At 50.6% G+C, this 24,406-nt stretch carries 16 protein-coding genes and 10 pseudogenes; 9 read left to right on the forward strand and 17 right to left on the reverse strand.

Going from position 1 to position 24,406, the window contains the following annotated elements; all coding sequences use genetic code 11:
• Positions 1 to 27 precede the first annotated feature (27 nt).
• The 13 genes and pseudogenes from AACL06_RS02825 to AACL06_RS02890 all read right to left on the reverse strand — a co-directional run.
• A complete protein-coding gene (locus AACL06_RS02825; protein ID WP_339037763.1) occupies positions 28 to 447 on the reverse strand; it encodes a F0F1 ATP synthase subunit epsilon in 420 nt (139 codons plus the stop codon).
• 20 nt (positions 448 to 467) lie between these two features.
• On the reverse strand, positions 468 to 1,850 hold the full coding sequence (atpD, locus tag AACL06_RS02830; protein WP_339037765.1) for a F0F1 ATP synthase subunit beta: 1,383 nt from the start codon (positions 1,848 to 1,850) through the stop codon (positions 468 to 470).
• 98 nt (positions 1,851 to 1,948) lie between these two features.
• On the reverse strand, positions 1,949 to 2,812 hold the full coding sequence (atpG, locus tag AACL06_RS02835; RefSeq protein WP_339037767.1) for a F0F1 ATP synthase subunit gamma: 864 nt from the start codon (positions 2,810 to 2,812) through the stop codon (positions 1,949 to 1,951).
• 59 nt (positions 2,813 to 2,871) lie between these two features.
• Complete coding sequence (gene atpA, locus AACL06_RS02840) at positions 2,872 to 4,413, reverse strand: F0F1 ATP synthase subunit alpha (RefSeq protein ID WP_339037769.1); 1,542 nt, start codon at positions 4,411 to 4,413, stop codon at positions 2,872 to 2,874.
• 12 nt (positions 4,414 to 4,425) lie between these two features.
• A complete protein-coding gene (atpH, locus tag AACL06_RS02845; protein WP_339037771.1) occupies positions 4,426 to 4,959 on the reverse strand; it encodes a F0F1 ATP synthase subunit delta in 534 nt (177 codons plus the stop codon).
• A gap of 14 nt (positions 4,960 to 4,973) precedes the next feature.
• The gene (gene atpF / locus AACL06_RS02850) at positions 4,974 to 5,444 is read right to left on the reverse strand and encodes a F0F1 ATP synthase subunit B (protein WP_339037773.1); all 471 of its coding nucleotides are present in this window, start codon (positions 5,442 to 5,444) and stop codon (positions 4,974 to 4,976) included.
• A gap of 53 nt (positions 5,445 to 5,497) precedes the next feature.
• On the reverse strand, positions 5,498 to 5,740 hold the full coding sequence (atpE, locus tag AACL06_RS02855; protein ID WP_339037775.1) for a F0F1 ATP synthase subunit C: 243 nt from the start codon (positions 5,738 to 5,740) through the stop codon (positions 5,498 to 5,500).
• Between the two features lie 49 nt (positions 5,741 to 5,789).
• Positions 5,790 to 6,569 carry a F0F1 ATP synthase subunit A gene (atpB, locus tag AACL06_RS02860; RefSeq protein ID WP_339037776.1) on the reverse strand — a complete coding sequence of 260 codons (780 nt, stop codon included), beginning with the start codon at positions 6,567 to 6,569 and terminating at the stop codon, positions 5,790 to 5,792.
• A 22-nt stretch (positions 6,570 to 6,591) separates the two neighbouring features.
• A pseudogene (gene atpI / locus AACL06_RS02865) lies at positions 6,592 to 6,974 on the reverse strand (F0F1 ATP synthase subunit I).
• A gap of 605 nt (positions 6,975 to 7,579) precedes the next feature.
• A pseudogene (gene rsmG, locus AACL06_RS10530) lies at positions 7,580 to 8,201 on the reverse strand (16S rRNA (guanine(527)-N(7))-methyltransferase RsmG).
• Positions 8,202 to 8,340: 139 nt separating this feature from the next.
• Complete coding sequence (mnmG, locus tag AACL06_RS02880) at positions 8,341 to 10,230, reverse strand: tRNA uridine-5-carboxymethylaminomethyl(34) synthesis enzyme MnmG (RefSeq protein ID WP_339037782.1); 1,890 nt, start codon at positions 10,228 to 10,230, stop codon at positions 8,341 to 8,343.
• A 378-nt stretch (positions 10,231 to 10,608) separates the two neighbouring features.
• Complete coding sequence (mioC, locus tag AACL06_RS02885; RefSeq protein ID WP_339037784.1) at positions 10,609 to 11,049, reverse strand: FMN-binding protein MioC; 441 nt, start codon at positions 11,047 to 11,049, stop codon at positions 10,609 to 10,611.
• A gap of 133 nt (positions 11,050 to 11,182) precedes the next feature.
• A pseudogene (locus AACL06_RS02890) lies at positions 11,183 to 11,245 on the reverse strand (transcriptional regulator AsnC); the annotation flags it as partial.
• A 4-nt stretch (positions 11,246 to 11,249) separates the two neighbouring features.
• Here AACL06_RS02890 and AACL06_RS02895 point away from each other — a divergent pair.
• Together AACL06_RS02895 and AACL06_RS02900 are read left to right on the forward strand one after the other, a co-directional pair.
• The gene (locus tag AACL06_RS02895; RefSeq protein WP_339037786.1) at positions 11,250 to 11,411 is read left to right on the forward strand and encodes a hypothetical protein; all 162 of its coding nucleotides are present in this window, start codon (positions 11,250 to 11,252) and stop codon (positions 11,409 to 11,411) included.
• Positions 11,377 to 12,178: pseudogene (locus AACL06_RS02900) on the forward strand (IS5 family transposase). Before AACL06_RS02895 ends, AACL06_RS02900 begins: the two are co-directional and overlap by 35 nt.
• Positions 12,179 to 12,328: 150 nt before the next feature.
• Here AACL06_RS02900 and priA read toward each other — a convergent pair.
• Positions 12,329 to 14,524, reverse strand: a complete 2,196-nt coding sequence (gene priA, locus AACL06_RS02905) for a primosomal protein N' (protein ID WP_339037787.1) — start codon at positions 14,522 to 14,524, stop codon at positions 12,329 to 12,331.
• Positions 14,525 to 14,723: 199 nt separating this feature from the next.
• Between priA and rpmE the strand changes: the two genes are divergently transcribed.
• On the forward strand, positions 14,724 to 14,939 hold the full coding sequence (gene rpmE, locus AACL06_RS02910) for a 50S ribosomal protein L31 (protein WP_006708713.1): 216 nt from the start codon (positions 14,724 to 14,726) through the stop codon (positions 14,937 to 14,939).
• Between the two features lie 50 nt (positions 14,940 to 14,989).
• Here rpmE and metJ read toward each other — a convergent pair whose 3' ends face one another.
• Entirely contained in the window at positions 14,990 to 15,307 is a 318-nt protein-coding gene (metJ, locus tag AACL06_RS02915; RefSeq protein ID WP_339037790.1) for a met regulon transcriptional regulator MetJ, read from the reverse strand.
• A gap of 321 nt (positions 15,308 to 15,628) precedes the next feature.
• Between metJ and metB the strand changes: the two are divergent.
• The 4 pseudogenes from metB to oxyR all read left to right on the forward strand — a co-directional run.
• Positions 15,629 to 16,769 (forward strand): annotated as a pseudogene (gene metB, locus AACL06_RS02920) (cystathionine gamma-synthase).
• Between the two features lie 24 nt (positions 16,770 to 16,793).
• Positions 16,794 to 19,154 (forward strand): annotated as a pseudogene (locus AACL06_RS02925) (bifunctional aspartate kinase/homoserine dehydrogenase II).
• A gap of 238 nt (positions 19,155 to 19,392) precedes the next feature.
• A pseudogene (locus AACL06_RS02930) lies at positions 19,393 to 19,635 on the forward strand (methylenetetrahydrofolate reductase); the annotation flags it as partial.
• A 30-nt stretch (positions 19,636 to 19,665) separates the two neighbouring features.
• Positions 19,666 to 20,428: pseudogene (oxyR, locus tag AACL06_RS02935) on the forward strand (DNA-binding transcriptional regulator OxyR); the annotation flags it as partial.
• On the opposite strand, the pseudogene sthA reads toward oxyR, so the two are convergent.
• A pseudogene (gene sthA, locus AACL06_RS02940) lies at positions 20,391 to 21,804 on the reverse strand (Si-specific NAD(P)(+) transhydrogenase). The pseudogenes oxyR and sthA sit on opposite strands and share 38 nt — an antisense overlap.
• Before the next feature lie 223 nt (positions 21,805 to 22,027).
• On the opposite strand from sthA, the pseudogene fabR reads away from it, so the two are divergent.
• Together fabR and AACL06_RS02950 are read left to right on the forward strand one after the other, a co-directional pair.
• A pseudogene (fabR, locus tag AACL06_RS02945) lies at positions 22,028 to 22,662 on the forward strand (HTH-type transcriptional repressor FabR).
• Between the two features lie 17 nt (positions 22,663 to 22,679).
• Complete coding sequence (locus tag AACL06_RS02950) at positions 22,680 to 23,045, forward strand: YijD family membrane protein (RefSeq protein ID WP_339037792.1); 366 nt, start codon at positions 22,680 to 22,682, stop codon at positions 23,043 to 23,045.
• Between the two features lie 35 nt (positions 23,046 to 23,080).
• Here the strand turns inward: AACL06_RS02950 and trmA are convergent, their stop codons facing one another.
• A complete protein-coding gene (trmA, locus tag AACL06_RS02955; protein WP_339037794.1) occupies positions 23,081 to 24,184 on the reverse strand; it encodes a tRNA (uridine(54)-C5)-methyltransferase TrmA in 1,104 nt (367 codons plus the stop codon).
• Positions 24,185 to 24,406 lie beyond the last annotated feature (222 nt).

Below are 24,406 nucleotides of genomic sequence, written 5' to 3' on the forward strand. Positions count from 1 at the left end.
GTTTTGGTGCATATTACGCCCCGAAAATTACATCGCTTCTCTGGTTAACTCGATAACACGCAGTTTTGCGATCGCTCTCGCCAGTTCAGCGGATGCCTGAGCATAATCTACGTCACCGTGAGAGTTACGAATGTGATCTTCAGCTTTATACTTAGCCTCTAGCGATCTCGCTTCGTCTAGATCAGTTCCACGGATAGCCGTGTCAGCTAACACGGCAACCACACTCGGCTGTACCTCAAGTATACCACCTGACAGGTAAATGAACTCTTCTTCACCGTGTTGGTTAACAATATGCACCATGCCAGGTTTGATTGCAGTCAGCAGCGGCGCATGGCCAGGAAAGATCCCTAGTTCACCTTCGCTGCCTGTCACCTGAATCTTTTGCACCAAGCCGGAAAAAATCTGCTTTTCCGCGCTTACGACATCCAGCTGGTAAGTCATAGCCATATCACCCTCCTCTCAAGGCGTTACAGTTTATTGGCTTTTTCCACTGCTTCTTCAATGGTGCCAACCATATAGAACGCCTGTTCTGGCAGGTGGTCATAATCGCCATCCATAATGCCTTTGAAACCACGGATGGTGTCTTTCAACGATACGAATTTTCCCGGAGAACCGGTGAAAACCTCTGCCACGAAGAACGGCTGAGACAGGAAACGCTGGATTTTACGTGCACGGGATACCACCAGCTTATCTTCTTCAGACAACTCGTCCATACCTAAGATGGCAATGATATCTTTCAGTTCCTGATAACGTTGCAAAATGGACTGCACGCCACGCGCCACATCGTAGTGCTCCTGACCAACAACCAGCGGATCTAACTGACGGCTGGTGGAGTCCAGTGGGTCAACAGCCGGGTAAATGCCCAGAGAAGCAATGTTACGACTCAGAACCACGGTTGCATCCAAGTGCGCAAAAGTGGTGGCTGGTGATGGGTCAGTCAAATCATCCGCTGGAACGTAAACAGCCTGTACGGAGGTGATAGAACCGGTCTTGGTAGAGGTGATACGCTCTTGCAGAACCCCCATTTCTTCCGCCAACGTTGGCTGATAACCTACCGCAGATGGCATACGGCCCAAAAGTGCGGAAACTTCGGTACCGGCCAGGGTATAACGGTAGATATTGTCGACGAACAACAGAACGTCGCGGCCTTCGTCACGGAATTTCTCTGCCATGGTCAAACCAGTCAGTGCCACGCGCAGGCGGTTACCCGGAGGCTCATTCATCTGACCGTAAACCAGCGATACTTTGTCCAGTACGTTGGAATCCTTCATTTCGTGGTAGAAGTCATTACCCTCGCGCGTACGCTCTCCCACGCCCGCAAACACGGAATAACCGGAATGTTCAATCGCGATGTTACGTATCAGTTCCATCATGTTTACGGTTTTACCCACACCCGCACCGCCGAATAGACCGACTTTACCGCCCTTAGCAAACGGACAAATCAGATCCATTACTTTTATACCGGTTTCCAGTAGCTCCCGAGAGCTGGACAACTCTTCGTAGCTTGGCGCAGGACGGTGAATCGCCCAACGCTCTTCTTCGCCAATCTCGCCTTTCATGTCGATGGGCTCGCCCAATACGTTCATGATACGGCCCAAGGTGGCTTTACCCACCGGCACTTCAATCCGGTGTTCCAGGTTGTTCACTTTCAGGCCGCGACGCAGACCGTCAGAGGTCCCCATTGCGATACAGCGAACCACACCACCACCTAGCTGGTTCTGAACTTCCAGCACCAGTTTTTCGGTATCGTTATCAACCTCAAGGGCATCGTACACTTTTGGTACGGCATCCTGAGGGAACTCGACGTCTACTACTGCGCCGATTACCTGGATAATCTTTCCAGTAACCATCTTGAATCCTCTACGTAATTCGTTTACCTGCCAGAGTTCAAATTGTCGGCGTGGTGGCTGCTTTCCCGTAATCTGAGCTATCTAGGGTAATAACCTGGTTAAACCGCGGAGGCTCCCGAAACGATCTCGGTGAGTTCCTGAGTGATACTGGCCTGACGAGCCTTGTTGTATACCGACTGCAGCTCTTTGATCAGGCTGCCGCCGTTATCAGTTGCGGCTTTCATTGCGACCATTCTCGCAGCCTGCTCGCTGGCCAGGTTTTCCACGACGCCCTGATAAGCCTGCGATTCCACATAACGGCGCAGCAAGGTGTCAAGCAGCACTTTTGGATCAGATTCATACAGGTAATCCCAAGGTATTTTTTTCAGTTCTTCATGATCGGCAGGCGGCAACGGTAACAACTGAACGACTTGCGGCTCTTGGGACATCGCATTGACAAATTTGTTGCTGACAATATACAGCTTGTCCAAACGACCTGCGTCATAGGCTTGTAGCATCACTTTTACCGGCCCAATAAGATCCAACAGGGAAGGTTTATCCCCCATACCGGTGACTTTGGCAACGGTGTTGCCGCCCACGGAACAAAAAAAAGAGGCCGCTTTAGAGCCAATCAGCGCCAAATCGGTTTCAACGCCTTTTTCAGACCAACCTTTCATCTCCATCAGCAGCTTTTTGAACAGGTTTATGTTCAAGCCGCCACAGAGACCTCGGTCAGTAGACACCACCAGATATCCGACGCGCTTAACGTCACGCTCGTTCAGATATGCGTGCTGGTACTCCAGATTCCCTGATGCAAGGTGACAAATCACTTTGCGTATGGTCTCTGCATAAGGACGGCTGGCCGCCATGCGTTCCTGCGATTTACGCATTTTGGAGGCTGCGACCATTTCCATCGCTTTAGTGATCTTTTGCGTTTTTTTCACGCTCCCGATCTTACTACGTATCTCTTTTGCGCTGGCCATATCTGCTTCTCCTCACTACCAGACGGCCTGCTGCCTTTCAACAGCAAGACCGTTCGACGTTACCAGAACTGGGTTTTCTTGAAGGTATCGAGGATGACTTTCAGCTTGCCCTCGATCTCATCATTAAAGTTGCCAGTTTGGTTGATGTGCTCAAGCAGTTCAGCGTACTCGCAGTCAGCGTAAGCAACCAACGCGGCTTCAAAGCTCACAACCTTCGCGACTTCGACGTCGTTTAGGTAGCCATGTTCTGCGGCAAATAGCACCAGAGACTGTTGTGCAACCGACATCGGCGCATACTGTTTCTGTTTGAGCAGTTCGGTCACTTTCTGTCCGTGGCTCAGTTGGTTGCGAGTTGCATCATCCAGATCGGAAGCAAACTGCGAGAACGCTGCCAATTCACGATACTGTGCCAGAGCAGTACGGATACCCCCGGACAGCTTTTTCATTATCTTGGTCTGTGCTGCACCCCCCACACGGGATACAGATATACCTGGGTTGACTGCTGGACGAATGCCAGAGTTAAATAGGTTGGATTCTAGGAATATCTGACCATCGGTGATCGAAATTACGTTGGTTGGAACAAATGCAGAAACGTCACCCGCCTGAGTTTCGATGATCGGTAAAGCGGTCAGTGAACCGGTTTTGCCTTTGACTGCACCTTTCGTGAAGGCTTCAACATATTCAGCGTTAACGCGTGCAGCACGCTCCAGCAAACGCGAGTGGAGATAGAATACATCGCCTGGGTAAGCTTCACGACCTGGTGGGCGACGAAGCAACAGGGATATCTGACGGTAAGCAACGGCCTGTTTGGACAGATCATCGTATACGATCAGCGCATCTTCACCGCGATCACGGAAATATTCACCCATCGCGCAACCAGCATAGGGTGCCAGATATTGCAGTGCAGCAGATTCAGACGCGGTAGCAACCACAACGATAGTGTTGGCCAGTGCGCCGTGCTCTTCCAGTTTGCGCACCACGTTAGCGATGGTAGACGCTTTCTGACCGATAGCTACGTAAACACATTTGATACTAGAGTCACGTTGATTGATTATCGTATCGACCACCAATGCAGTTTTACCGGTCTGGCGGTCACCGATCACCAGTTCACGCTGGCCACGGCCAACGGGGATCATGGCATCGACAGATTTGTAGCCAGTCTGAACCGGCTGGTCAACGGATTGACGCTCAATAACGCCAGGGGCGATGGCTTCAACCGGTGAGAAGCCGTCGTTTTCAACTGGGCCTTTAACGTCAATAGGTACGCCCAAGGTGTTAACAACGCGACCCAGCAGGCCACGGCCAACCGGAACCTCCAAAATACGACCAGTGCATTTTACCTTCATGCCTTCGGACAGATCCGCATACGGTCCCATAACCACGGCACCGACGGAGTCGCGCTCCAGGTTCAATGCTATTGCGTAACGGCTACCTGGCAGTGCGATCATTTCGCCCTGCATAACTTTTGCCAGACCCTGTACGCGGATAATCCCGTCGCTGACGGAAACGATAGTACCTTCATTGTGAGCTTCGCTCACTACATTGAACTGAGCAATGCGTTGCTTGATCAGTTCGCTGATTTCGGTGGAATTCAGTTGCATGCTCCATTCCCCTTAAGACTGCAAGACGTCTGCCAGGCGTTCAAGACGGCCGCGTACGCTACCATCAATCACCATATCTCCAGCATGGATAATAATGCCAGCTAGTACAGACTTATCAATTTTGAAATTCAGCTTAACTTTGCGTGTTAGACGTTTTTCCATCGCAGCGACAATTTTAGCCAGCTGTTCGTCGCTCAGTGCACTCGCAGAGAGCACATCCACTTCGACAATAGATTCGAGCGAGGCGCGCAGTTCGATGAACTGCTGCAACACTGCAGGAAGAACCTGTAAACGTCCATTTTCGGCCATTATATGGATAAAGTTCTGGCCATATTCGTCGAGTTGGTCGCCACAAACAGCGATGAGCATCTTGGACAGCGTCTCCGGTGGAACCGCGCCAGACAGCAGTTCAGAAATCTGTTCATTACGAGTGACAAGAGCCGAAAATGCCAGCATTTCCTGCCAGCGCTTTAGGCTTTGGTGCTCAACGGCAAAGTCGAAAGCTGCTTTGGCGTAGGGGCGAGCTACAGTGACAAATTCAGACATCAGACCCTACCTCCTTAGAGTTCAGCGACCAGTTTATCAACGATGTCGCTATTAGCAGCTTCATCCAAGGAACGTTCGATGATCTTTTCGGCACCAGCGATTGCTAGCATTGCGACTTGCTTACGCAACTCTTCACGAGCGCGCTTACATTCGGCTTCAATTTCAGCCTGCGCTTGCGCCACAATTTTGTTACGTTCCTGCTCAGCTTCGGCTTTTGCTTCATCCATGATCTGAGCTTTGCGTTTGTTTGCTTGCTCAATGAGCGCCTGAGCTTCTGCTTTAGCAGTTTTCAGATGATCAGCCGCATTGGCTTGCGCTAAGTCCAGATCTTTTTTCGCACGCTCTGCTGAAGCGAGACCATCAGCAATTTCTTTCTGACGCTTCTCAATGGCGGCCATAATCGGCGGCCATACATACTTCATACAGAACCAAACAAACAGAACAAACGCAATGGCCTGGCCGAGGATTGTTGCGTTAAGATTCACAGCACAATGCCTCTTTAAAAGTTAATAGTGTGGTTTCAGTGTAGATAACGTCTCTAGTTCGCGACGGCAAACATCACGTAAAGACCCAGACCAACAGCAATCATTGGGATAGCATCAACCAGACCCATAACGATAAAGAACTGTGTACGCAGCAGAGGTATCAAATCAGGCTGACGAGCCGCACCTTCCAAGAATTTCCCCCCCAGGATGCCGATACCGATCGCAGCACCGATTGCCGCTAACCCCATCATCACAGCGGCAGCCATGTACAGCAGGTCCATACTCAGGTTTTCCATAACATTCTCCAGTTTATTTCAGTTAAAAAAGTGCAGGTGTTTTAAAAAATCAGTGTTCTTCGGATGCCATCGACAGATAGACGATCGTCAAAACCATGAAAATAAAAGATTGAAGCGTAATAATCAGTATGTGGAATATAGCCCAAGGCAAGCTTAAAGCCCACTGTGACCACCACGGCAGCAGACCGGCAATCAGGATGAAGATCAGCTCACCCGCATACATGTTGCCGAAGAGTCGCAGCCCCAGTGAAACAGGCTTGGACAGTAGGCTGACACATTCAAGAATCAGGTTGATAGGAATGAATATAGGGTGGTTAAACGGCTGCATGGTCAATTCTTTAACAAATTTACCAACGCCTTTTATGTTGATGCTATAAAACAGAATTAGGATAAACACGCCCAATGCCATCGATAGGGTCACGTTCACATCAGCAGTAGGCACTACGCGCAGCGCAGGCAAACCGAGATAACGCTCACCAATGGTTGGCAGCAGATCTATCGGCAACAAGTCCATCAGGTTCATCAGGAACACCCAAACGAACACGGCCAACGCCAACGGCGCAATAACCTTGCTTTTTCCATTGTACATATCGCGAACGCTGCTATCGACAAATCCGATCACCAATTCCACAGCTGTTTGCAGTTTACCCGGTATACCGCTAGTAGCATTTTTTGCCACTTTGCGGAATATCACCAGGAAGAGAACCCCGAGGACAAAGGAGAAAAACATCGAATCGATATTAATTGACCAGAACCCTGTACCGACCCGAAGTTGCTTCAGGTGGTGACCGATATACTCCTGTGGAGTCAAGACTTCTCCTACAGACATGATGCCTCTTACCCTTGTTTAGTTAAGTTCGGTAACTGTTAATCGTGGCAGGTACCACTATCTGCACCACTAACATAGCTAAATAGGCCAAGCCAAGCGGTATAAACGCTACCTTGAACACCCCAGGCGCAACGATCAAAAAATGATAGTGCTTGCGACCTTTAGCCCCTCACTGATGGCGAATGACCAAGCAATCCTACCAGACACCGGCATCTGCACCTGATAGCACAAGGCAAACAGCATAAACATTACGCTCGGTAGCCAGGCAGCAAGGCCACCAACCAGTGCCGACACGCTTCATTCCAGGCTTTTCAGCAAGAAAACAGTACTGATCAGAACAAACGTTATCAACTGAAAAAAAAGCAGGTTGAGTGCGATTTTCCCGTTGTAAACGGACACAGACATGATGTTTGTTCTTTCCGTAGCTGAGTGGCGTATACAACTTTTTTTATTGTTCTGAGTCAAGCAGCAAAAAACGTGCAAATTATACGGCGGACACACACGAATTCAATAGATATGTAGAGAAATATTTACCGTACTGCTATTTCAGACTATTTTTACAAAAAAATGGACGGAAAAATAGGGCTCGTTTGTTTATCTGATTATTCCTACATTGAACTATGAAATGAGAAACCGATCACAATAATGCCCTTTTATGACTTATGTATGGTAGTCAATCAAACAGCTTATAGCAACTTAATTGGTAAAAATAATATAAATCAAAATATTATAAATTAACTATTTTAAAAAACCATATACTCAATAAAAACGTTTTTATTGATAACCAGGAAGATAATATCCCAACATATAATTGGCATAATAGCAAGGTGAAATATTTATCATACAGTTACTAGCGTGACTATTATCATAAAAATGATTTTATTATAGCTAATTATTCCTATTTTTAGTATTAAAAAAGTAAAATAACTAAAAATTCCTATTATCTGACCTATTTCAGGCTTATCTTGGCCTTTAAATTCCTAATTCCGTTGGTTTAATCAAAAGAAACATCAGTTTTCCTTAAGAATAACCAAATGGCGAACGCCAGCTAGTTCGGGTACTTGTAACCGCACTACGGATTCAAGGTTGATGTAGTCCAGCAACTGTGCCAGTTCTGCATCTGGATATACACCTTTCAGTGCATAGAAACGCCCTTGCCCTTTGACCAGAAGGTGATGGCACGAAGACAGCATGTCTTTAAGCGAGGCGAAAGCACGGCTGATGACGCCGTCGAACGGTGGTTCAGCCATGAATTCCTCAACGCGGCTCTGCACCTGCTCAATATTATACAGCCCTAGCTCATGCTACACCTGTCGCAGGAAGCGCACACGCTTACCCAGGCTGTCCAGTAACGTGAAATGCGCGTCCGGGCGAAAAATCGCCAGTGGAATACCCGGAAAGGCCAGGGCCAGTGCCTACATCGATAAAGCGTGAACCTTGCAGATGCGAGTTGACAACGATGCTGTCGAGGATATGGCGCATCAGCATTTGCTGCGCATCGCGCACCGAAGTGAGGTTGTAAACTTTGTTCCATTTTTCCAGCATGACAATATAGCCCAATAACTGCTTTTTTTGCTGTTCGGACAATTTAATGCCTGCTGCTAAAAGCAACGAGTATAAATTTTTTTGCACGACGTTTACCTCTGCTTGTCGTTGCACTGCCAGCGACTCTGAGTTTGGCATGACGAAACGATAATGATAATTCTGGCTAGGAATAATGTCAGTGGTCGTTTGCTCGTCCAATAAAAAAACGGCCATTCAAATACGAATTTTATGCGCTTCGGCGCAGCAAACCTTGTTTCTTTAACCAAATCAGCAAAATTGATATCGCCGCTGGGGTGATCCCAGAGATACGCGAAGCTTGGCCAATGGAGTTCGGTTTGTGATCATTTAGCTTGGCGATAACTTCGTTTGATAGGCCGGACACTTGACAGTAATCGAGATCCAATGGCAGAACAGTATTTTCATTGCGCTGTTGTTTCTCTATCTCTTCCTGCTGACGAGCGATATAGCCTTGGTATTTGACCTGGATCTCAACTTGCTCGGCAGCCTGGGTATCTTCCAGTACTGGCGCAAAAGCAGCCACACTAGTCAGCAACGAGTAATCCATTTCAGGACGACGCAACAGTTCTTCGCCGTTTGCTTCACGTGATAATGGTGTCTTCAACAACAGGTTGACCTGCTCGACATTCTCGGCATGCGGATGCATCCAGATGTCACGTAGACGCTGACGTTCCTGTTCAATGTGTTCCACCTTCTCGCAGTATCGCGCCCAGCGCACATTGTCCACTAGGCCCAATTCGCGGCCTTTCTCGGTTAGGCGCAAATCGGCGTTATCTTCGCGTAGCATAAGGCGATATTCGGCGCGTGATGTGAACATGCGGTAGGGTTCTTTGGTACCCAGGGTGCTGAGATCGTCCACAAGTACGCCAAGGTAGGACTGATCACGGCGCGGTGCCCAACCTTCATCTTGATTGGCGTAGCGTCCAGCGTTGAGACCGGCCAACAACCCTTGAGCTGCGGCTTCTTCATAACCAGTAGTGCCGTTGATCTGGCCTGCGAAAAACAGCCCCTGGATAAATTTGCTCTCTAATGTTGGTTTTAGATCGCGGGGATCAAAGAAATCGTACTCGATAGCATAGCCTGGGCGAACGATGCGGGCATTCTGCATCCCTTCAATCGAACGGACTATCTGCATCTGCACGTCAAATGGCAGGCTGGTGGAAATGCCGTTTGGATAAATCTCATTGCTGGTTAAACCTTCCAGCTCAAGGAAAATCTGGTGTGTGTTACGATCGGCGAAGCGCATCACTTTGTCTTCAATCGACGGGCAGTAACGTGGGCCAATCCCTTCGATCATCCCGGAGTACACCGGGCTGCGATCGAAATTGTTGCGGATAACCTCATGGGTTTTTTCATTAGTATGAGTGATGTAGCACGTCCTCTGCTCTGGATGCTGGCTGGAGTTACCCATAAACGAGAATACCGGCACCGGCGTATCACCCTGCTGTGGCATCAAGACACTGAAGTCAATAGTGCGTAAATCAATACGCGGCGGTGTGCCAGTTTTTAGCCGATTGACGCGTAGCGGCAGTTCCCGCAGGCGTTGCGACAACGAAATCGCCGGAGGATCTCCAGCGCGCCCGCCTTTATAATTCTTCAAGCCGATATGTATCTTACCGTCAAGGAAGGTGCCTACAGTCAGCACTACCGCTTTGGCACGGAATTTCAGCCCCATCTGGGTTACTGCACCCACAGCATGATCGTTTTCCACGATAAGATCGTCGACCGGTTGTTGGAAGATCATCAAGCTAGGCTGGTTCTCTAACGCGGTGCGTATGGCTTGACGGTACAACATACGATCAGCCTGAGCGCGGGTAGCTCGTACTGCTGGGCCTTTACTCGCGTTTAGTATCCTAAACTGAATACCAGCATGATCGATCGCAGTGGCCATCAATCCGCCGAGTGCGTCAATTTCCTTTACCAAATGCCCTTTACCAATACCGCCAATCGCAGGGTTACAGGACATTTGCCCCAGCGTATCGATGTTGTGTGTCAGTAATAGAGTTTGACGTCCCATGCGTGCTGCAGCCATGGCGGCTTCGGTACCTGCATGGCCACCACCGATGATGATGACGTCAAATTGATCGGGATAAAACATGGAACTGCACCTCGGTGTATTGCGAAAGATCGTGTTTGTCCTGAGGTGGGAGATTCTACTCAAGTTTGGACGATTGACCAAGTGCCCAGGATCATCGGTAATTAAAACAAGATATTTTTATTTAAAGATCTTTTATTATATTTCTTATTAGGATCGTGATCTTCTGTGAGTAAGTGATTATTCTTTTTTTATATCAGTAAATTAAAGGTGATAATTAACTGTGGATGATCAGTAATCCTGACAAAGATAAGCGGGGATCTAAATAGCATTTTATGCACAGCCAACTAAGGAATACACGGTAGTTATTTGGATAACTACTGCTTTTACCCTGATCTTAAGCTTATTTATCCACAATTTTTTGCGTGATATTTGAGCAAACTAGAGTAAATTAATCCAGTTTTTTACCCATTCCTCTGCTAAATCTTCTGGCATTTCGTGTTCAGTCACGTCGATCTCAAATCGGCTGCCGATCCTTGTTGCCCCTCTGGCGATCAGAATATTGTCGATCTGTTTGATCGCCCCACAAAAGGTATCGTATTCAGAGCTGCCTAAGCCGACTGCGCCAAACTGCATGTTACAAAGATCTGGCTGCTGGTTAGCGATCTGTTCTAATAGTGGCTGTAAGTTATTCGGCAGTTCCCCGGCACCGTGGGTGGAAGAAACCACCAGCCAGCGGCCGAACAGAGGCAATTCATCTAGCTCTGGGCCGTGCAAGGTCTCAGTAGAAAAACCTGCTTTTTCCAGCTTCTCAGCCAAATGTTCAGCAACGTATTCGGCACTGCCAAGCGTACTACCACTGATTAGAGTAATGTCTGCCATTAATGAATCATCCCGCCCTTTTTAAAAGTGGCCGCATTGTACGTTGTTAAATGACTGGGATCTACCTGTGGATAATACGGGTATAATGATTGACCACTTAGGGTGTAATGGTACGTGTAATGGGTTTCTGCAACTAGATCAGCGTTTCAGTAGACTGGATCTCATCAATCTTCTGGATCTTGTTGATAAGTAACTGGGCGTTGTTGAATAAATCGAACTTTTGGCCGGGACGCGGATCAGATCACTATCCTTCTGTCAAAATAGCGACATTCCGTGGCCCAGTAAAAGTTCAACATCACCAACTAGAAGGCTTACAACAACGCCCGTATCACTCGGGGTTTACTCACTTGCTGGGGGGATGAAACGGCACTTCACGCCTGGTACTGCGAGGCAAAACCTTCTCTGCGTGGTCGCCCACCACATTATTCCGATATGGCAATCACCAGCGTATTGATGCTGAAACGGATTTTCGGCCTGACACTTCGCGCCATCCAGGGCTTCATCGACTCCATTGTCACACTGATTAAAGTGGCGTTGAACTGCCCGGACGACACCTGTATCAGTAAGCGGGCGAAGTCCGGCCATGTCCCGTTTAAAACCCCAACGCCGGGTGAAATTGCGCACCTCGTTATCAACTCTAGCGGGCTCAACGTGTTGGGTGAAGGGGAGTGGAAGGTAAAAAAATACGGTCAGGAAAAACGGCGTATCTGGCGAAGACTGCATTTGGCCGTAGATACAGCAACACATGAGGTCATCTGTGCTGACCTTTCCTTGAGCAATGTCACCGATATAGAAGCCTTCCCAGGTCTCATCCGTCAGAGGTACCGTAAAATCAAAGTCGCCTCGGCGGATCGGGCTTAGGATACGCGAGTGTGTGATGATGAGTTAAGGGGCAAGAAGCTCAAGGCGTTAATACCGCCCAGCAGCGGAGCCCGTTATTGGTCGGCAGACTATGCAGAGCGAAATCAATCGGTGGTGAACCAGCGCGTTACCGGAGACAACACACGGTGGAAAAGTATCACAGGCTACCACCGACGTTCGATAGCGGCAACAGCGAGGTACAGAGTAAATCTGTGCATTAAACAAGATGCCGCTCGCCGGTATGCCAGAAAGTGTACGCCTTGCCTGAAAGATGCCAATTCACGGGACTCTTTATTCTAAATCCGATTTATTCAACAAAGCCATAAAAAGTGTGAATAGAAAACGCTTTTTAGCGTTCGTCCGCAATTTCGAGGGTAAACGTTTGTATTAGAACCACTAAATCAGACTTTGATTGGCATCAGCTATCTATTGGATCGACGTCTAGCGTCCATTTCACCTTGCGGGCTTGTGGCAGGGTGCTGACCAGTGGCAGCAAGTTCTTAATCAATTGTTGTAATACCTGCCGTGATGGATGCTGCAACAGCAGTTGCCAGCGGAAGCGGCCGCCGCGTTTGGCATGCAGTGCTGGCACTGGGCCTAATACCCATAGCGAATCATCCTTTAGCGGGCTAGTCTCTAACCAATTGCGCTGTTGCTGGAGAAAGTGCGGAGCCTGCTGATTATCGTGGTCTTCTGCGCGCACGATAATATGATGGGTGTACGGCGGAAGGAACACACTGTTGCGTTCCGCCAACGCCTGTTTGGCAAAAGCATCGTAACCCTGTTGTAGCAAAATTTGCAGCAACGGATGGTCTGGATAGTGAGTTTGCAACAGCACTTTCCCCTGCTTACCTGCTCGGCCGGCTCGCCCAGAAACTTGGGTATACAGTTGGGCAAAATGTTCAGCGGAGCGGAAATCGGCGGAAAACAGCGCGCCATCGACATCCAGCAACGCCACCAGGGTGACGTTGGGGAAGTGATGCCCCTTTGCCAGCATCTGGGTGCCGATCAGAATGCGCGATTCACCACGGTGAATATCCGCCAAATACTGTTCCAACGAACCCTTGCGGCTGGTGGTGTCGCGATCGATGCGGGTGATGGGCGTGTCGGGAAACAGCGGCGTCAGCCCATTTTCCAGTTGTTCGGTGCCGATGCCGACTGACACCAAGTGGGTAGAGCTGCATTGCGGGCATTGGTGCGGCACTGGCCGCTGGCTGTCGCAGTGGTGGCAACGCAACTGGTGCTGATTCTGATGGAAAGTGTAGTAGTAGTCGCAGCGCTGGCATTCGGCGATCCAACCACATTCATGGCACAGTAGCGCTGGGGCGTAACCACGGCGGTTCAGGAACAGCATCACCTGATTGCCGGCCTTAAGATGGTATTGCATGCTTTTCAGCAGCGGTGGCGACAGGCCAACCTTAAGCGGCAGACCTTTGAGATCGATCAGATGCTGTGCTGCCGGTTTGGCGTTGCCTGCACGCAGGCTGAGTGTCAACTGGCGGTATTTACCCCGTTGCACATTGTGCAGTGTTTCCAGTGCCGGGGTGGCTGAACCCATCACCATCGGGATGTTTTCCTCCTTGGCGCGCAATACCGCCAGGTCACGGGCATTGTAGCGCCAGCCTTCCTGTTGTTTATATGAGCTATCGTGTTCTTCATCGATAATGATCAGCCCCAGCCGCTGGAATGGGCTGAATAGCGCAGAACGTGTGCCGATAATAATAGCAACTTCGCCGCTGCGGGCCCGCAGCCATACTGCTAGCCGCTTGCTGTCGTTCAGCCCGGAGTGTAGCACATCTACCGGCGCATTGAAACGCTTGCGGAAGCGGGCGATAGTTTGCGGCGTCAGGCCGATTTCCGGCACCAGCACCAGCGCCTGCCTACCCTTGGCTAGGATATTCTCCAGCACGCTAAGATAGACCTCGGTCTTACCGGAGCCAGTGACCCCGGCCAGTAGCCAAGCGGCGAACTGTTCGTCTTCACTGCGGATAGCCCACACTGCGGTGGCTTGTTCGGTGTTCAGTGACAGCCGTTCGCCCAGCACGGCAAAGCTGGGACGCCAGTCCTGTGAAGTGGAGAGTTGGTAACGCAGATCGATCAGCCCCTTGGTACGTAGCGCCTGTAAAGCGCTTTCCGTCAGTTCCAGCAGGCTGACCTGGTGGCGATAGACCGGGCGATGCTTGAGCAGCGCCAGCGCTTGTTGCTGCTTGGGCGCGCGTTTCAAGCTCTCCTGCAGGGTGGCATGCCCTAGATCAGTGGCAAACCATTGTCCCAGCGGCGTGGCTTCGGCCGGTTTGCCTTGCCGCAGCAAAATAGGCAGCGCGTGGAACAGCACCTCACCGATCGGATAATGATAGTAATCGCTAGCCCAGCGCAGGATGCGCCACAGACTAGGGGAGAATAGCGAGGCATTGTCGAGCGTGCTGTCGATGAGTTTCAGCTTCTCTAGCGGCAGCTCGCTGGTTTCGCTGTAATCAGTGACAATGCCTATCGCCTGCTGCTTGCCCCAAGGCACACAAACGCGCGCGCCAGCCACCGGCTGTGAACCTGGCGGCAACAGATAGTCAAAGGTGCGGGCGAGGGGAACGGGCAAAGCAACGTGCACAACGGGCATGGGGTGATCCAGAGTGAACAAAACAGTCTGTCAGTTTACACGGCGCACGGGAAAATGCGCGGTTCCGATTGCGTAGTACTTTTAATTCTGTACAATTTAGCGCCTTTGGTGTAATTCGATACTAAATTCTATTATCAACCACGTGTGGTGTCTGGCAAAACAGGGCTGGATAGCGACACGGCCTTAACGGAGGTTTCCCATGCAGCAAAGTATCCACCCAAAATACGAAGAAGTTACTGCTAACTGTTCTTGCGGTAACGTGATCAAAATTCGCTCTACTGTGGGGCACGATCTGAACCTGGACGTTTGTGGCGCATGCCATCCGTTCTACACTGGCAAGCAGCGTGATGTTGCTACCGGTGGCCGTGTAGACCGCTTCAACAAGCGTTTCAGCGTACTCGGCGCTAAGAAATAAGATTCTCCTCCTACTGTCAGATGAAAAGGGCACCTTAGGTGCCCTTTTCGTTAATATTCCCAGGCATTGGGATCGAAACCCAGTTCACGCATCAGCACTTTTGCGGCTTCTGGTATCTCATCGCTGCGTTCTTTGCACAGGTCTTCATCATTCGGTAGCGGTTGGCCGGTAAAGGCATGCAGAAACGCTTCGCACAGCAATTCGCTGTTGGTAGCGTGGCGCAGGTTGTTCACTTGGCGACGGGTTCGTTCGTCGGTGAGAATTTTCAGCACCTTCAGCGGGATGGACACCGTGATTTTTTTTACTTGCTCGCTTTTTTTACCGTGTTCAGCGTAAGGGCAGACATACTCGCCGTTCCACTTAGCCATAGGACACCTTAGATTTATCAGAAAAATTACAAAATTGGTCAATTATGCCCGATTTTCACTGTTCTCACTAAATAAATATCCCTTCTGGTGAGACTCAATTTATTGAGTACTGACGATCAATAGGCTCCATCTATGAGTTCCAATTAACATTCTATCGTCATATCAAACTGACTTAATTTTAGCGGGTATTAGGGGGTTTCTCAATTTACACGCAAAGATGTTCAGACGGCTAGATGTGTTAATGTCCATATTTATTTTGACTAATCTTTGAAGCTTCTTCTTTACCGGTATCCAGAGAGCTGAGTATGACGTGTAAATGCCGTGGGCAGCGGCCTGAATGACGACAAACAGCACGGCTGCGTTGTTCCACCGATCCATCTGTCTAGCACTTATAACTTTATCGGTTTCAACCAACCACGCGCTCATGACTATTCGCGCAGCAGCAACCCCAAGCGTGACGTGGTACAACGTGCGTTGGCATTTCTAGAAGGTGGAAGCGGTGCGGTAATGACCGCTAGCAGGATGTCGGCGCTCCACCTGGCGACGACCTTGTTGCTGAAGCCTGGTGAACTGCTAGTGGCACCGCATGACTGCTATGGCGGCAGCTACCGTTTGTTCAATAGCCTGAACAAACCTCGGTGCCTACCGGGTGCTGTTTGTCGATCAGGGGAATGAAAAAGCGCTACAGCAGGCGTTAGCGCAAAAGCCGAAGTTGGTGCTGATCGAATGCTCCAGCAACCCGTTGCTGCGGGTGGTGTATATTGCGGCGATTTGTGACGCTGCGCATGCGGCGGGTGCGCAGGTGATGGTGGATAACACCTTTCTCAGCCCGGCGTTGCAGCAGCCGATCAAACTGGGTGCCGATCTAGTGGTTCATTCCTGCACCAAATACCTCAACTGCCACTCTGACGTGGTAGCTGGTGCGGTGATCGCCAAAGACCCGAATCTGGCGGATGAACTGGCTTGATGGGCCAATAATATCGGGGTGACCGGCGGCGTCTTCGATAGCTACCTGCTACTACGCGGCATGCGCCCATTGTCGCTACGCATCAAGGCGGCGCAACAAAACACCGAAGCAATTGTCAGCTATTTACAGCAACAACCACTGGTGAAAAGGCTGTATCATCCCTCTCTGCCTGAAACCCCATGGCATGAAATTGCCCGTCGCCAGCAACGCGATTTTGGTGCGATGTTGAGCTTTGAACTGGACGGTGACGAAGCACTACTGCGTCGCTTTCTCTCTGCCCTAACGCTGTTTACGTTGGCAGAATAGTTGGGTGGCGTAGAGAGCCTGATCTCGCATGCCGCAACCATGACCCACACCGGTATGATGGCGGAAGCACGGGCGGCGGCAGGCATCTCCGATAGCCTGCTGCGCATTTCATTTGGTATTGAATACAGTGAAGACTTGATTGCCGATCTGGAACGTGCTTTCCAGACGGCTGCAACGAGGTCAGCATGAATGGAATAAGAGGTAGCAGAGTCGGTGAATGGATGTCAATTGCATAAGTTTGGCGGCAGCAGCTTGGTGGATGTGAAGTGTTATCTGCGTGTGGCTGGCATCATGGCCGAATATAGTCAACTGGACGACATGATGGTGGTGTCGTCCGCTGGCAGCACCACCAACCAATTGATTGAGTGGATAAAATTTAGCCAAAATGACCGCCTCTCTGCGCATCAGATACAGCAAGCGCTGCGCCATTATCACAGCGAGTTGATCAGTAGTTTGTTGCCGCTGGAGAACGCAGAGCCGTTGATCACTGAATTTACTCAGGATTTGGAGCGTCTGTCGGCGTTGCTGGACGGTAAGATCACTGACGCCTGCTATGCCAAAGTGGTTGGCCACGGTGAAATTTGGTCAGCGCTTCTGATGGCAGCAGTGCTCAATCAGCGGGACATGCAGCCAGGCAGTATGGCTCGATGCGCGTGAATTCCTTTGTGCGGAGCGCGCTGCACAACAACAGGTGGATAAGGGCCGTTCTTATCCATTGCTACAACAGTTACTGGCGCAGCATCCGGGCAAACGTCTTGTAGTGACTGTCTTTATTGCACCTAACCACGCCGGTGAAACGGTCTTATTGGGGCGTAACGGCAGAGACTATTCCGCGACCCAAATTGGTGAATTGGCTAGTGTGGTGCGTGTGACCATCTGGGGCGATGTGGCCGGGGTATACAGCGCCGATCCACGTAAGGTGAAAGATGCCTGCCTGCGGCCATTGTTGCGGTTGGACGAGGCCAGCGAGTTGGCGCGTCTGGCAGCGCCGGTACTGCACACCCGCACCTTGCAGGCGGTTTTTGGTAGTAATATCGATCTCCAACTACGTTGCAGCTATCAACCTGAGCAAGGTTCGACGCGTATTGAGCGCGTGCTGGCTTCTGGCACGTGTGCCAAGATTATTACCAGTCACGATGATGTCTGCATGATCGAGCTGTGTTGCCAGCCAACATGATTTCAAGCTGGTGCAACAAGAGCTGGATTTGGTGTTTAAGCGCTCGCAGATCAAACCGCTGGCGATAGGTATCCATCCAGACCGCAATCTAGTGTAGTTGTGTTACACCTCTGAAGTGGCTAGCAGCGTCCTTGCATTTTGCAGGACGTTGCGCTACAGGGCGAGCGGCAATTGCGCGAAGGTTTGGCACTGATGGCGATGGTAGGGGCGGGCGTGAGTAAAAACCCACTGCACAGCCATCGCTTCTATCAGCAGTTGAAAGACCAGCCAGTCGAGTTTTTCTGGCAAGCGGCAGACGGCATCAGCCTAGTGGCTGTATTACGCCAGGGGCCGACCGGGCTACTGATTCAGGGCTTTCACCAGAGTTTGTTCCGTGCTAAAAAACGCATCGGTCTTGTGTTATTCGGCAAAGGCAATATCGGTTCACGCTGGTTAGAACTGCTTGCCCGTGAACAGAAGAACATTTCTGCCCGCAGTGGCTTTGAGTTCAGTCTAGCGGGGGTGGTGGATAGCCAACGTAGCCTACTGAACTACAGTGGGCTAGAAGCTAGCCGCGCGCTGGCGTTCTTCGAAGAAGAAGCGCAGGCGCTGGATGAAGAGTCGCTGTTCTTGTGGATGCGCGCATCCCCGTTTGATGATCTGGTGGTGCTTGACCTCACCGCCAGCAAGCACTTGGTTAAGCAATATCTGGATTTCGCCAGCTATGGTTTTCATGTGATTAGTGCCAACAAGCTGGCCGGGGCGTCGGACGGTGGCACTTATCGCCAAATCCGCGATGCTTTCGCTAAGACTGGTCGCCATTGGTTGTATAACGCTACCGTGGGTGCTGCCTGCTGGTCAACCATACAGTGCGCGATCTGCGCGACAGCGGTGACAGCATGCTGGCGATCAGCGGCATTTTTTCCGGCACTCTGTCTTGGCTATTTCTACAGTACAATGGCACCGTGCCGTTCACCGAATTGGTCGATCAAGCCTGGCAGCAAGGGCTGACTGAACCAGATCCACGGGTCGATCTATCCGGTCAGGACGTCATGCGCAAATTGGTGATATTGGCGCGCGAAGCGGGCTATGGCATTGAGCCTAATCAGGTACGGGTCGAGTCGCTAGTGCCAGCGGGCTGTGAGCAGGGTTCCATTGACCAGTTTTTTGAGAACGGTGATGCACTGAATCAGCAGATGCAGCAGCATTTTGACGCTAACGGTAAGGCGCGGGTCGGTGTGGAAGCAGTGCCTCCTGAACACCAACTGGCTTGGCTGCCGCCGTGCGACAACGTGTTCGCTATCGAAAGCCGCTGGTATCGCGACAATCCGTTGGTTATCCGTGGGCCGGGTGCTGGCCGCGATGTGACTGCGGGCGCGATCCAGTCAGACCTAAACCGTCTGACGCAACTACTGTAATTCTCTAGGGACGGTTCACCGCGCCCCCGCACTTTTCCTGCCAAATTAATGACGGCTGTTTTCATCATGAAATTCTTTCGCTTAGTGGGTGAAGATTAATCATCTTATTACTCCCACTTTCCTGTTGACTCTTTAGCCGACCTGCGGCAATTTCTCTATAAACGTCTAAACTTCTAAATGTCTAAACGTCTAGATGTTTATTGTGGCAATGCAATGATCGATAAGAGGCGGACAGGGTATGAGTTTTTATCACGCAAACCAGCGGGAAGCGCTGAATCAGAGTCTGGCGGAGTTAAACGGTCAGATTAACGTATCATTCGAGTTCTTCCCACCGCGTACCAGCGAGATAGAAGACACCCTATGGCAATCGATCCATCGGCTAAGCAGCCTCAAACCTAAATTTGTTTCAGTGACCTACGGTGCTAACTCCGGCGAGCGTGAACGCACCCACAGCATCATTAAGGGGATCAGGGATCGCACCAAGACATTGCTGACTTTGATATCTCCGTCGCTGCTTAACGAAGCAGGCTTTTTGCTAGTGGAATAGGCGCGTACCGTGCTACGTGAAGTCAAAGTCTTGAAAGAGATGGCCAGCCAGCAAGGCGAAGCTGTGTCTGGGCCGCTGCATATCGGCCTGATCCCGACCGTGGGGCCTTATCTGCTGCCGCAAATCATCCCAATGTTACATAACACTTTTCGCAAGCTGGAAATGTATCTGCACGAAGTAAAAACTCAGTTGCTGCTGTCTCAACTCGATAGCGGCAAGCTGGACTGTGCCATTCTGGTGCAGGTGAAGGAAACGGAAGCCTTTATCGAAGTACCGCTGTTTGATGAACCGATGAAGCTGGCGATATATTCTGACCACCCCTGGTCGCAGCGTGAGCGTGTGGCGATGCCAGATTTGGCGGGAGAGAAATTACTGATGTTAGAAGATGGCCACTGTATACGCGATCAGGCAATGGGCTTTTGTTTTCAGGCAGGTGCGGATGAGGATACCCACTGTCGCGCCACCAGCCTGGAAACGCTGCGCAATATGGTAGCTGCTTGCAGAGGCATCACATTGCTGCCTTTGCTGGCCGTGCCGCCGCAGCGGGAGCGTGATGGTATCTGCTATCTGGACTGCTACAAACCTGAACCGAAGCGCACCATTTGCCTTGGTGTACCGCCCAGGTTACCAGTTGCGCAGCCGTTATGAACAATTGGTTGAGGCGATCCGCGAACACATGCAGAACTACATCAGCAACGGGTCAAAACTAGGCGGTTTAAGCCGTTGAGCGCGGCAACTCGGTAGGCTTCGGCCATGGTTGGATAGTTGAAGGTAGTATTAACGAAATATTCGAGAGTATTGCATTCACCTTTCTGTTCCATGATCGCCTGGTCGATGCCGATGATCTCTGCCGCACGTTCGCCAAAGCAGTGGATCCCCAGGATTTCCAGGGTGTCACGATGGAACAGGATCTTCAGGCAGCCAACGTTCATCCCCGCGATTTGTACGCGTGCCAGATGTTTAAACTGGGCACGGCCCACTTTGTATGGCATCTTCATTGCCGTTAGTTCTTGTTCTGTTTTGCCGACGGAGCTAATTTTCGGAATGGTATAGATACCGGTTAAAATGTCTTCGATCAAATGTCCTTTGGTTTCGCTGGCAGTGATGGCCCGCGCGGCAATACGACCCTGATAGTAGGCTGCTCATGCCAGACTTGGGTAGCCGATCACATCACCTACCGCATAAACATGCGGCAGTGTGGTTTGGGACATGATGTTCACTTTCAGCAGGCCGGGGCTGTCAGGCTCCAAGCCGATGTTTTCCAACTCTAATTAGTCGGTATTTCCAGTACGTCCGTTGGTATACAGCAAGCAGTATGCCTTCACTTTCTTGCCTGATTTCAGGTGAATAATCACGCTGTTTTCAGTGCCTTAGATCTGCTCGAACTCTTCGTTGTGGCGGATAACGACACCATTGTTCCAGAGGTTATAAGACAGCGAATCCGACATTTCCTGATCGAGGAACGCCAGCAGGCGATCACGGGTGTTGATCAGATCCACCTTGACATTCAAGCCCCGGAAAATCGAAGCGTACTCGCAACCGATGACCCCGGCACCGTAAATAATCACATGGCGCGGTTCGTGGTGCAGCTGAAGGATCGAGTCGCTGTCGTAAATGCGCAGGTGGTTAAAATTGACGTTCGCCGGATGGTAAGGGCGCGAGCCGCGAGCGAGCACGATATGATCGGCACGGATGGTGTCTTGGGAGCCGTCTATATAACTGACGCTGACAGTGTTAGCATCGATAAAGCGTGCCTCGTCGGCGAACAGCTTACATTGATTGCGGTCATAGAAGCCCTGGCGCATAAGGGTATGCTGGTTAATGACGTTATCGGCTTGGCGTAGGTATAATGTCAGGGAATGTCACGCTGAGCGTGCGTGAGTTGTTGTAAAGCGGGTTATGGTTGAACTCGATAATGCGGCTGACGGCGTGGCGGAGGGCTTTGGATGGGATAGTGCCCCAATGGGTACATCCACCGTCAACGTTATTGTAGTGTTCGATAACAGCCACACAGGTGCCCTGTTTCACTAGCCCCAGAGCTGCACCTTAACCACCAGGGCCAGAACCAATTACAATGGCATCAAATTGATAGTGTTGTTGCATGCAGGAAAGCCCTATTTTTATACAAAATTATAACGATATCCTAACATCATAGCGTTCTACGACCCAAGCACCATAAGGCTTTTTGGGGCAGAACATAGTCCGTTTAGGCTGTAACTGTGATTAAGCGCATCAGTCTAACGCCTTAAACCCGGCAATAAAATTTGCTTTATTGCCGGGTTTAAGGCGTTAGACTGATGGAATGTAACTTACTCTGGATATGCATATGGGCGTCAGAGCACAACAAAAAGAGCGGACGCGTCGATCTCTGATCGAAGCCGCATTCAGCCAACTGAGCGCCGAACGTAGCTTTGCCAGCCTAAGCCTGCGGGAAGTATCACGCGAAGCGGGGATCGCGCCTACCTCGTTCTATCGCCACTTCCGTGATGTGGATGAGTTAGGAATGACCATGGTCGATGAGAGTGGCCTGATGTTGCGTCAGTTGATGCGCCAGGCGCGCCAGCGTATCGCCAAGGGCGGTAGCGTGATCCGTACTTCCGTCTCCACCTTTATGGAGTTTATCGGCGACAATCCTAATGCATTCCGCTTGCTGCTGCGTGAACGTTCTGGCACCTCCTCTGCATTTCGTGCGGCAGTAGCGCGAGAGATCCAGCATTTTATCGCCGAACTGGCGGATTATCTTGAGCTGGAAAACCACATGCCGCGCAGCTTTACCGAAGCGCAGGCGGAAGCCATGGTGACTATAGTGTTCAGTGCTGGCGCAGAAGCGCTGGATATTGATCTTGAACAACGGCGACAATTGGAAGAACGGTTAGTGCTGCAATTGCGGATGATTTACAAAGGTGCTTAATTTACTGTTATCGCCGTGAGCAAGAAAAAGCTCCTGTGTTCCACGTGTAAATAAAAAGGTAAAAGTGATGGAAAAACCCGGCCGTGAGAATGGCACCTTACTGCTAATGTTGATTGTCGGCTTTTCGATCAATGGTTCGTTCGCCGCCTTGTTCAACTCGGTGGTGCCGTTTTCAGTCTTCCCGATAATCGCACTGTTGCTGGCAGTTTACTACCTGCATCAACGTTATCTGAATCGCGCCATGCTAAATGGCATGCCGAAGCTGGCCGCTGGTTTCCTGCTGGGGTTGCTGCTGTACAGTGCCATCATGCGTGTGGAGCACCCGCAAATTGGCTCCAATTTCTTGCCCTCTATCCTCTGCGTGGCGCTGGTGTTTTTGATAGGGTTCAAACTTAAGGTGCGCAAGGCACTGAATGAAAATGCCCAAGAGTGATAAATCAGGGCTGCCGCATTGGCGCCTTGGTTATATTAGCTACGTATTTCCAGCAGTACGCCGCATTCCATATGGTGGGTATACGGGAATTGGTCGAACAGCGCCAGGCGGCTGATCTGGTGTGTTTCCTGCAACGTTGCTAGATTGGCGCACAGTGTTTTCGGATTGCATGAGATATACAAAATGTGTGGATAAGCTTGTACCATTTTTATTGTATCGTCATCCAGCCCGCTGCGCGGCGGATCGACAAAAATCGTCTCGCAGTTGTAGCCGCTCAGATCGATGCCCTTTAGCCGGTTAAACTCGCGCACTCCATTCATCGCCTGCGTAAAGTCTTCCGCCGCCATACGGATAATTTGCACGTTTTCAATGTGGTTAGCCGCGATGTTGTACTGCGCCGCTGCAACGGAAGGCTTGGCTATCTCTGTAGCCAATACCCGTTCGAAGTTGCGTGCCAACGCAAGCGAGAAGTTACCGTTGCCGCAGTACAGTTCCAGCAGATCCCCTTTTGAATCTGCGGTCACCTTCAACGCCCACTCCAGCATTTGCACGTTTATTGCCGCATTGGACTGGGTGAAGCTATTTTCCACCTGGCGGTAGATTATATCGCGGCCAGCGATCGGCAGAATTTCGTCCACAACATCTTGATCTAGCATGATTTTCATCTTCGATGCACGGCCAATCAGTTGCAGGTCAATACCCTGAGCTCGCAGATCGTCGCGCAGCTGTTCGGCGTTCCGCTGCCAGGCTTTGTCCAGCTTGCGGTGATACAATAGAGAAGCGATGATTTTGCCGCTTTGTGTCGACAGATAATCGATCTGGAACAGCTTATGGCGCAGCACCGGGTTCGGCTTGATGGCAGCAATCAGTGCGCCCATCAGGCGGTTGATTAACTTGCTGGCAGCTGGGAACTGATCGACGCGCAAGCGATGCTTAGTGTGCTGATCGAACATGATGTGGTATATCTCACCTGCATCATGCCAGATACGGAATTCGGCGCGCATGCGGTAATGGTTCACTGGTGAGTGGAATACCTCTGGTTCGGGTGCTGTGAACGGTGCCAGCAATGTCTTTAGCCGGGTGGTTTTCTCGGCCAGTTGATCATTGTAACGTTCAATCGGCAAATTATCGGGCGCCATGATTTTCTTCTCGTCGAGCAAAGTTGATCAGCGGGGATTGTAGGGAATCAACCAATGAAGTCCAGTTTTGTTCCGTTTATTCTGTATGAGACTGTGCGGAGTCATCGCCCCGGGCAGGTTGCTTCCGTGCTGGCACCAACTTCCGGCGTCAATCATCACGATTGAGAACTCGGCGGCGTTAGCCTCTATAGGATGTCGCAATTTGATATCTGGTCACATCTC

Source organism: Serratia symbiotica (Periphyllus acericola) (genome assembly GCF_964019515.1).
Classification (GTDB): domain Bacteria; phylum Pseudomonadota; class Gammaproteobacteria; order Enterobacterales; family Enterobacteriaceae; genus Serratia; species Serratia symbiotica_D.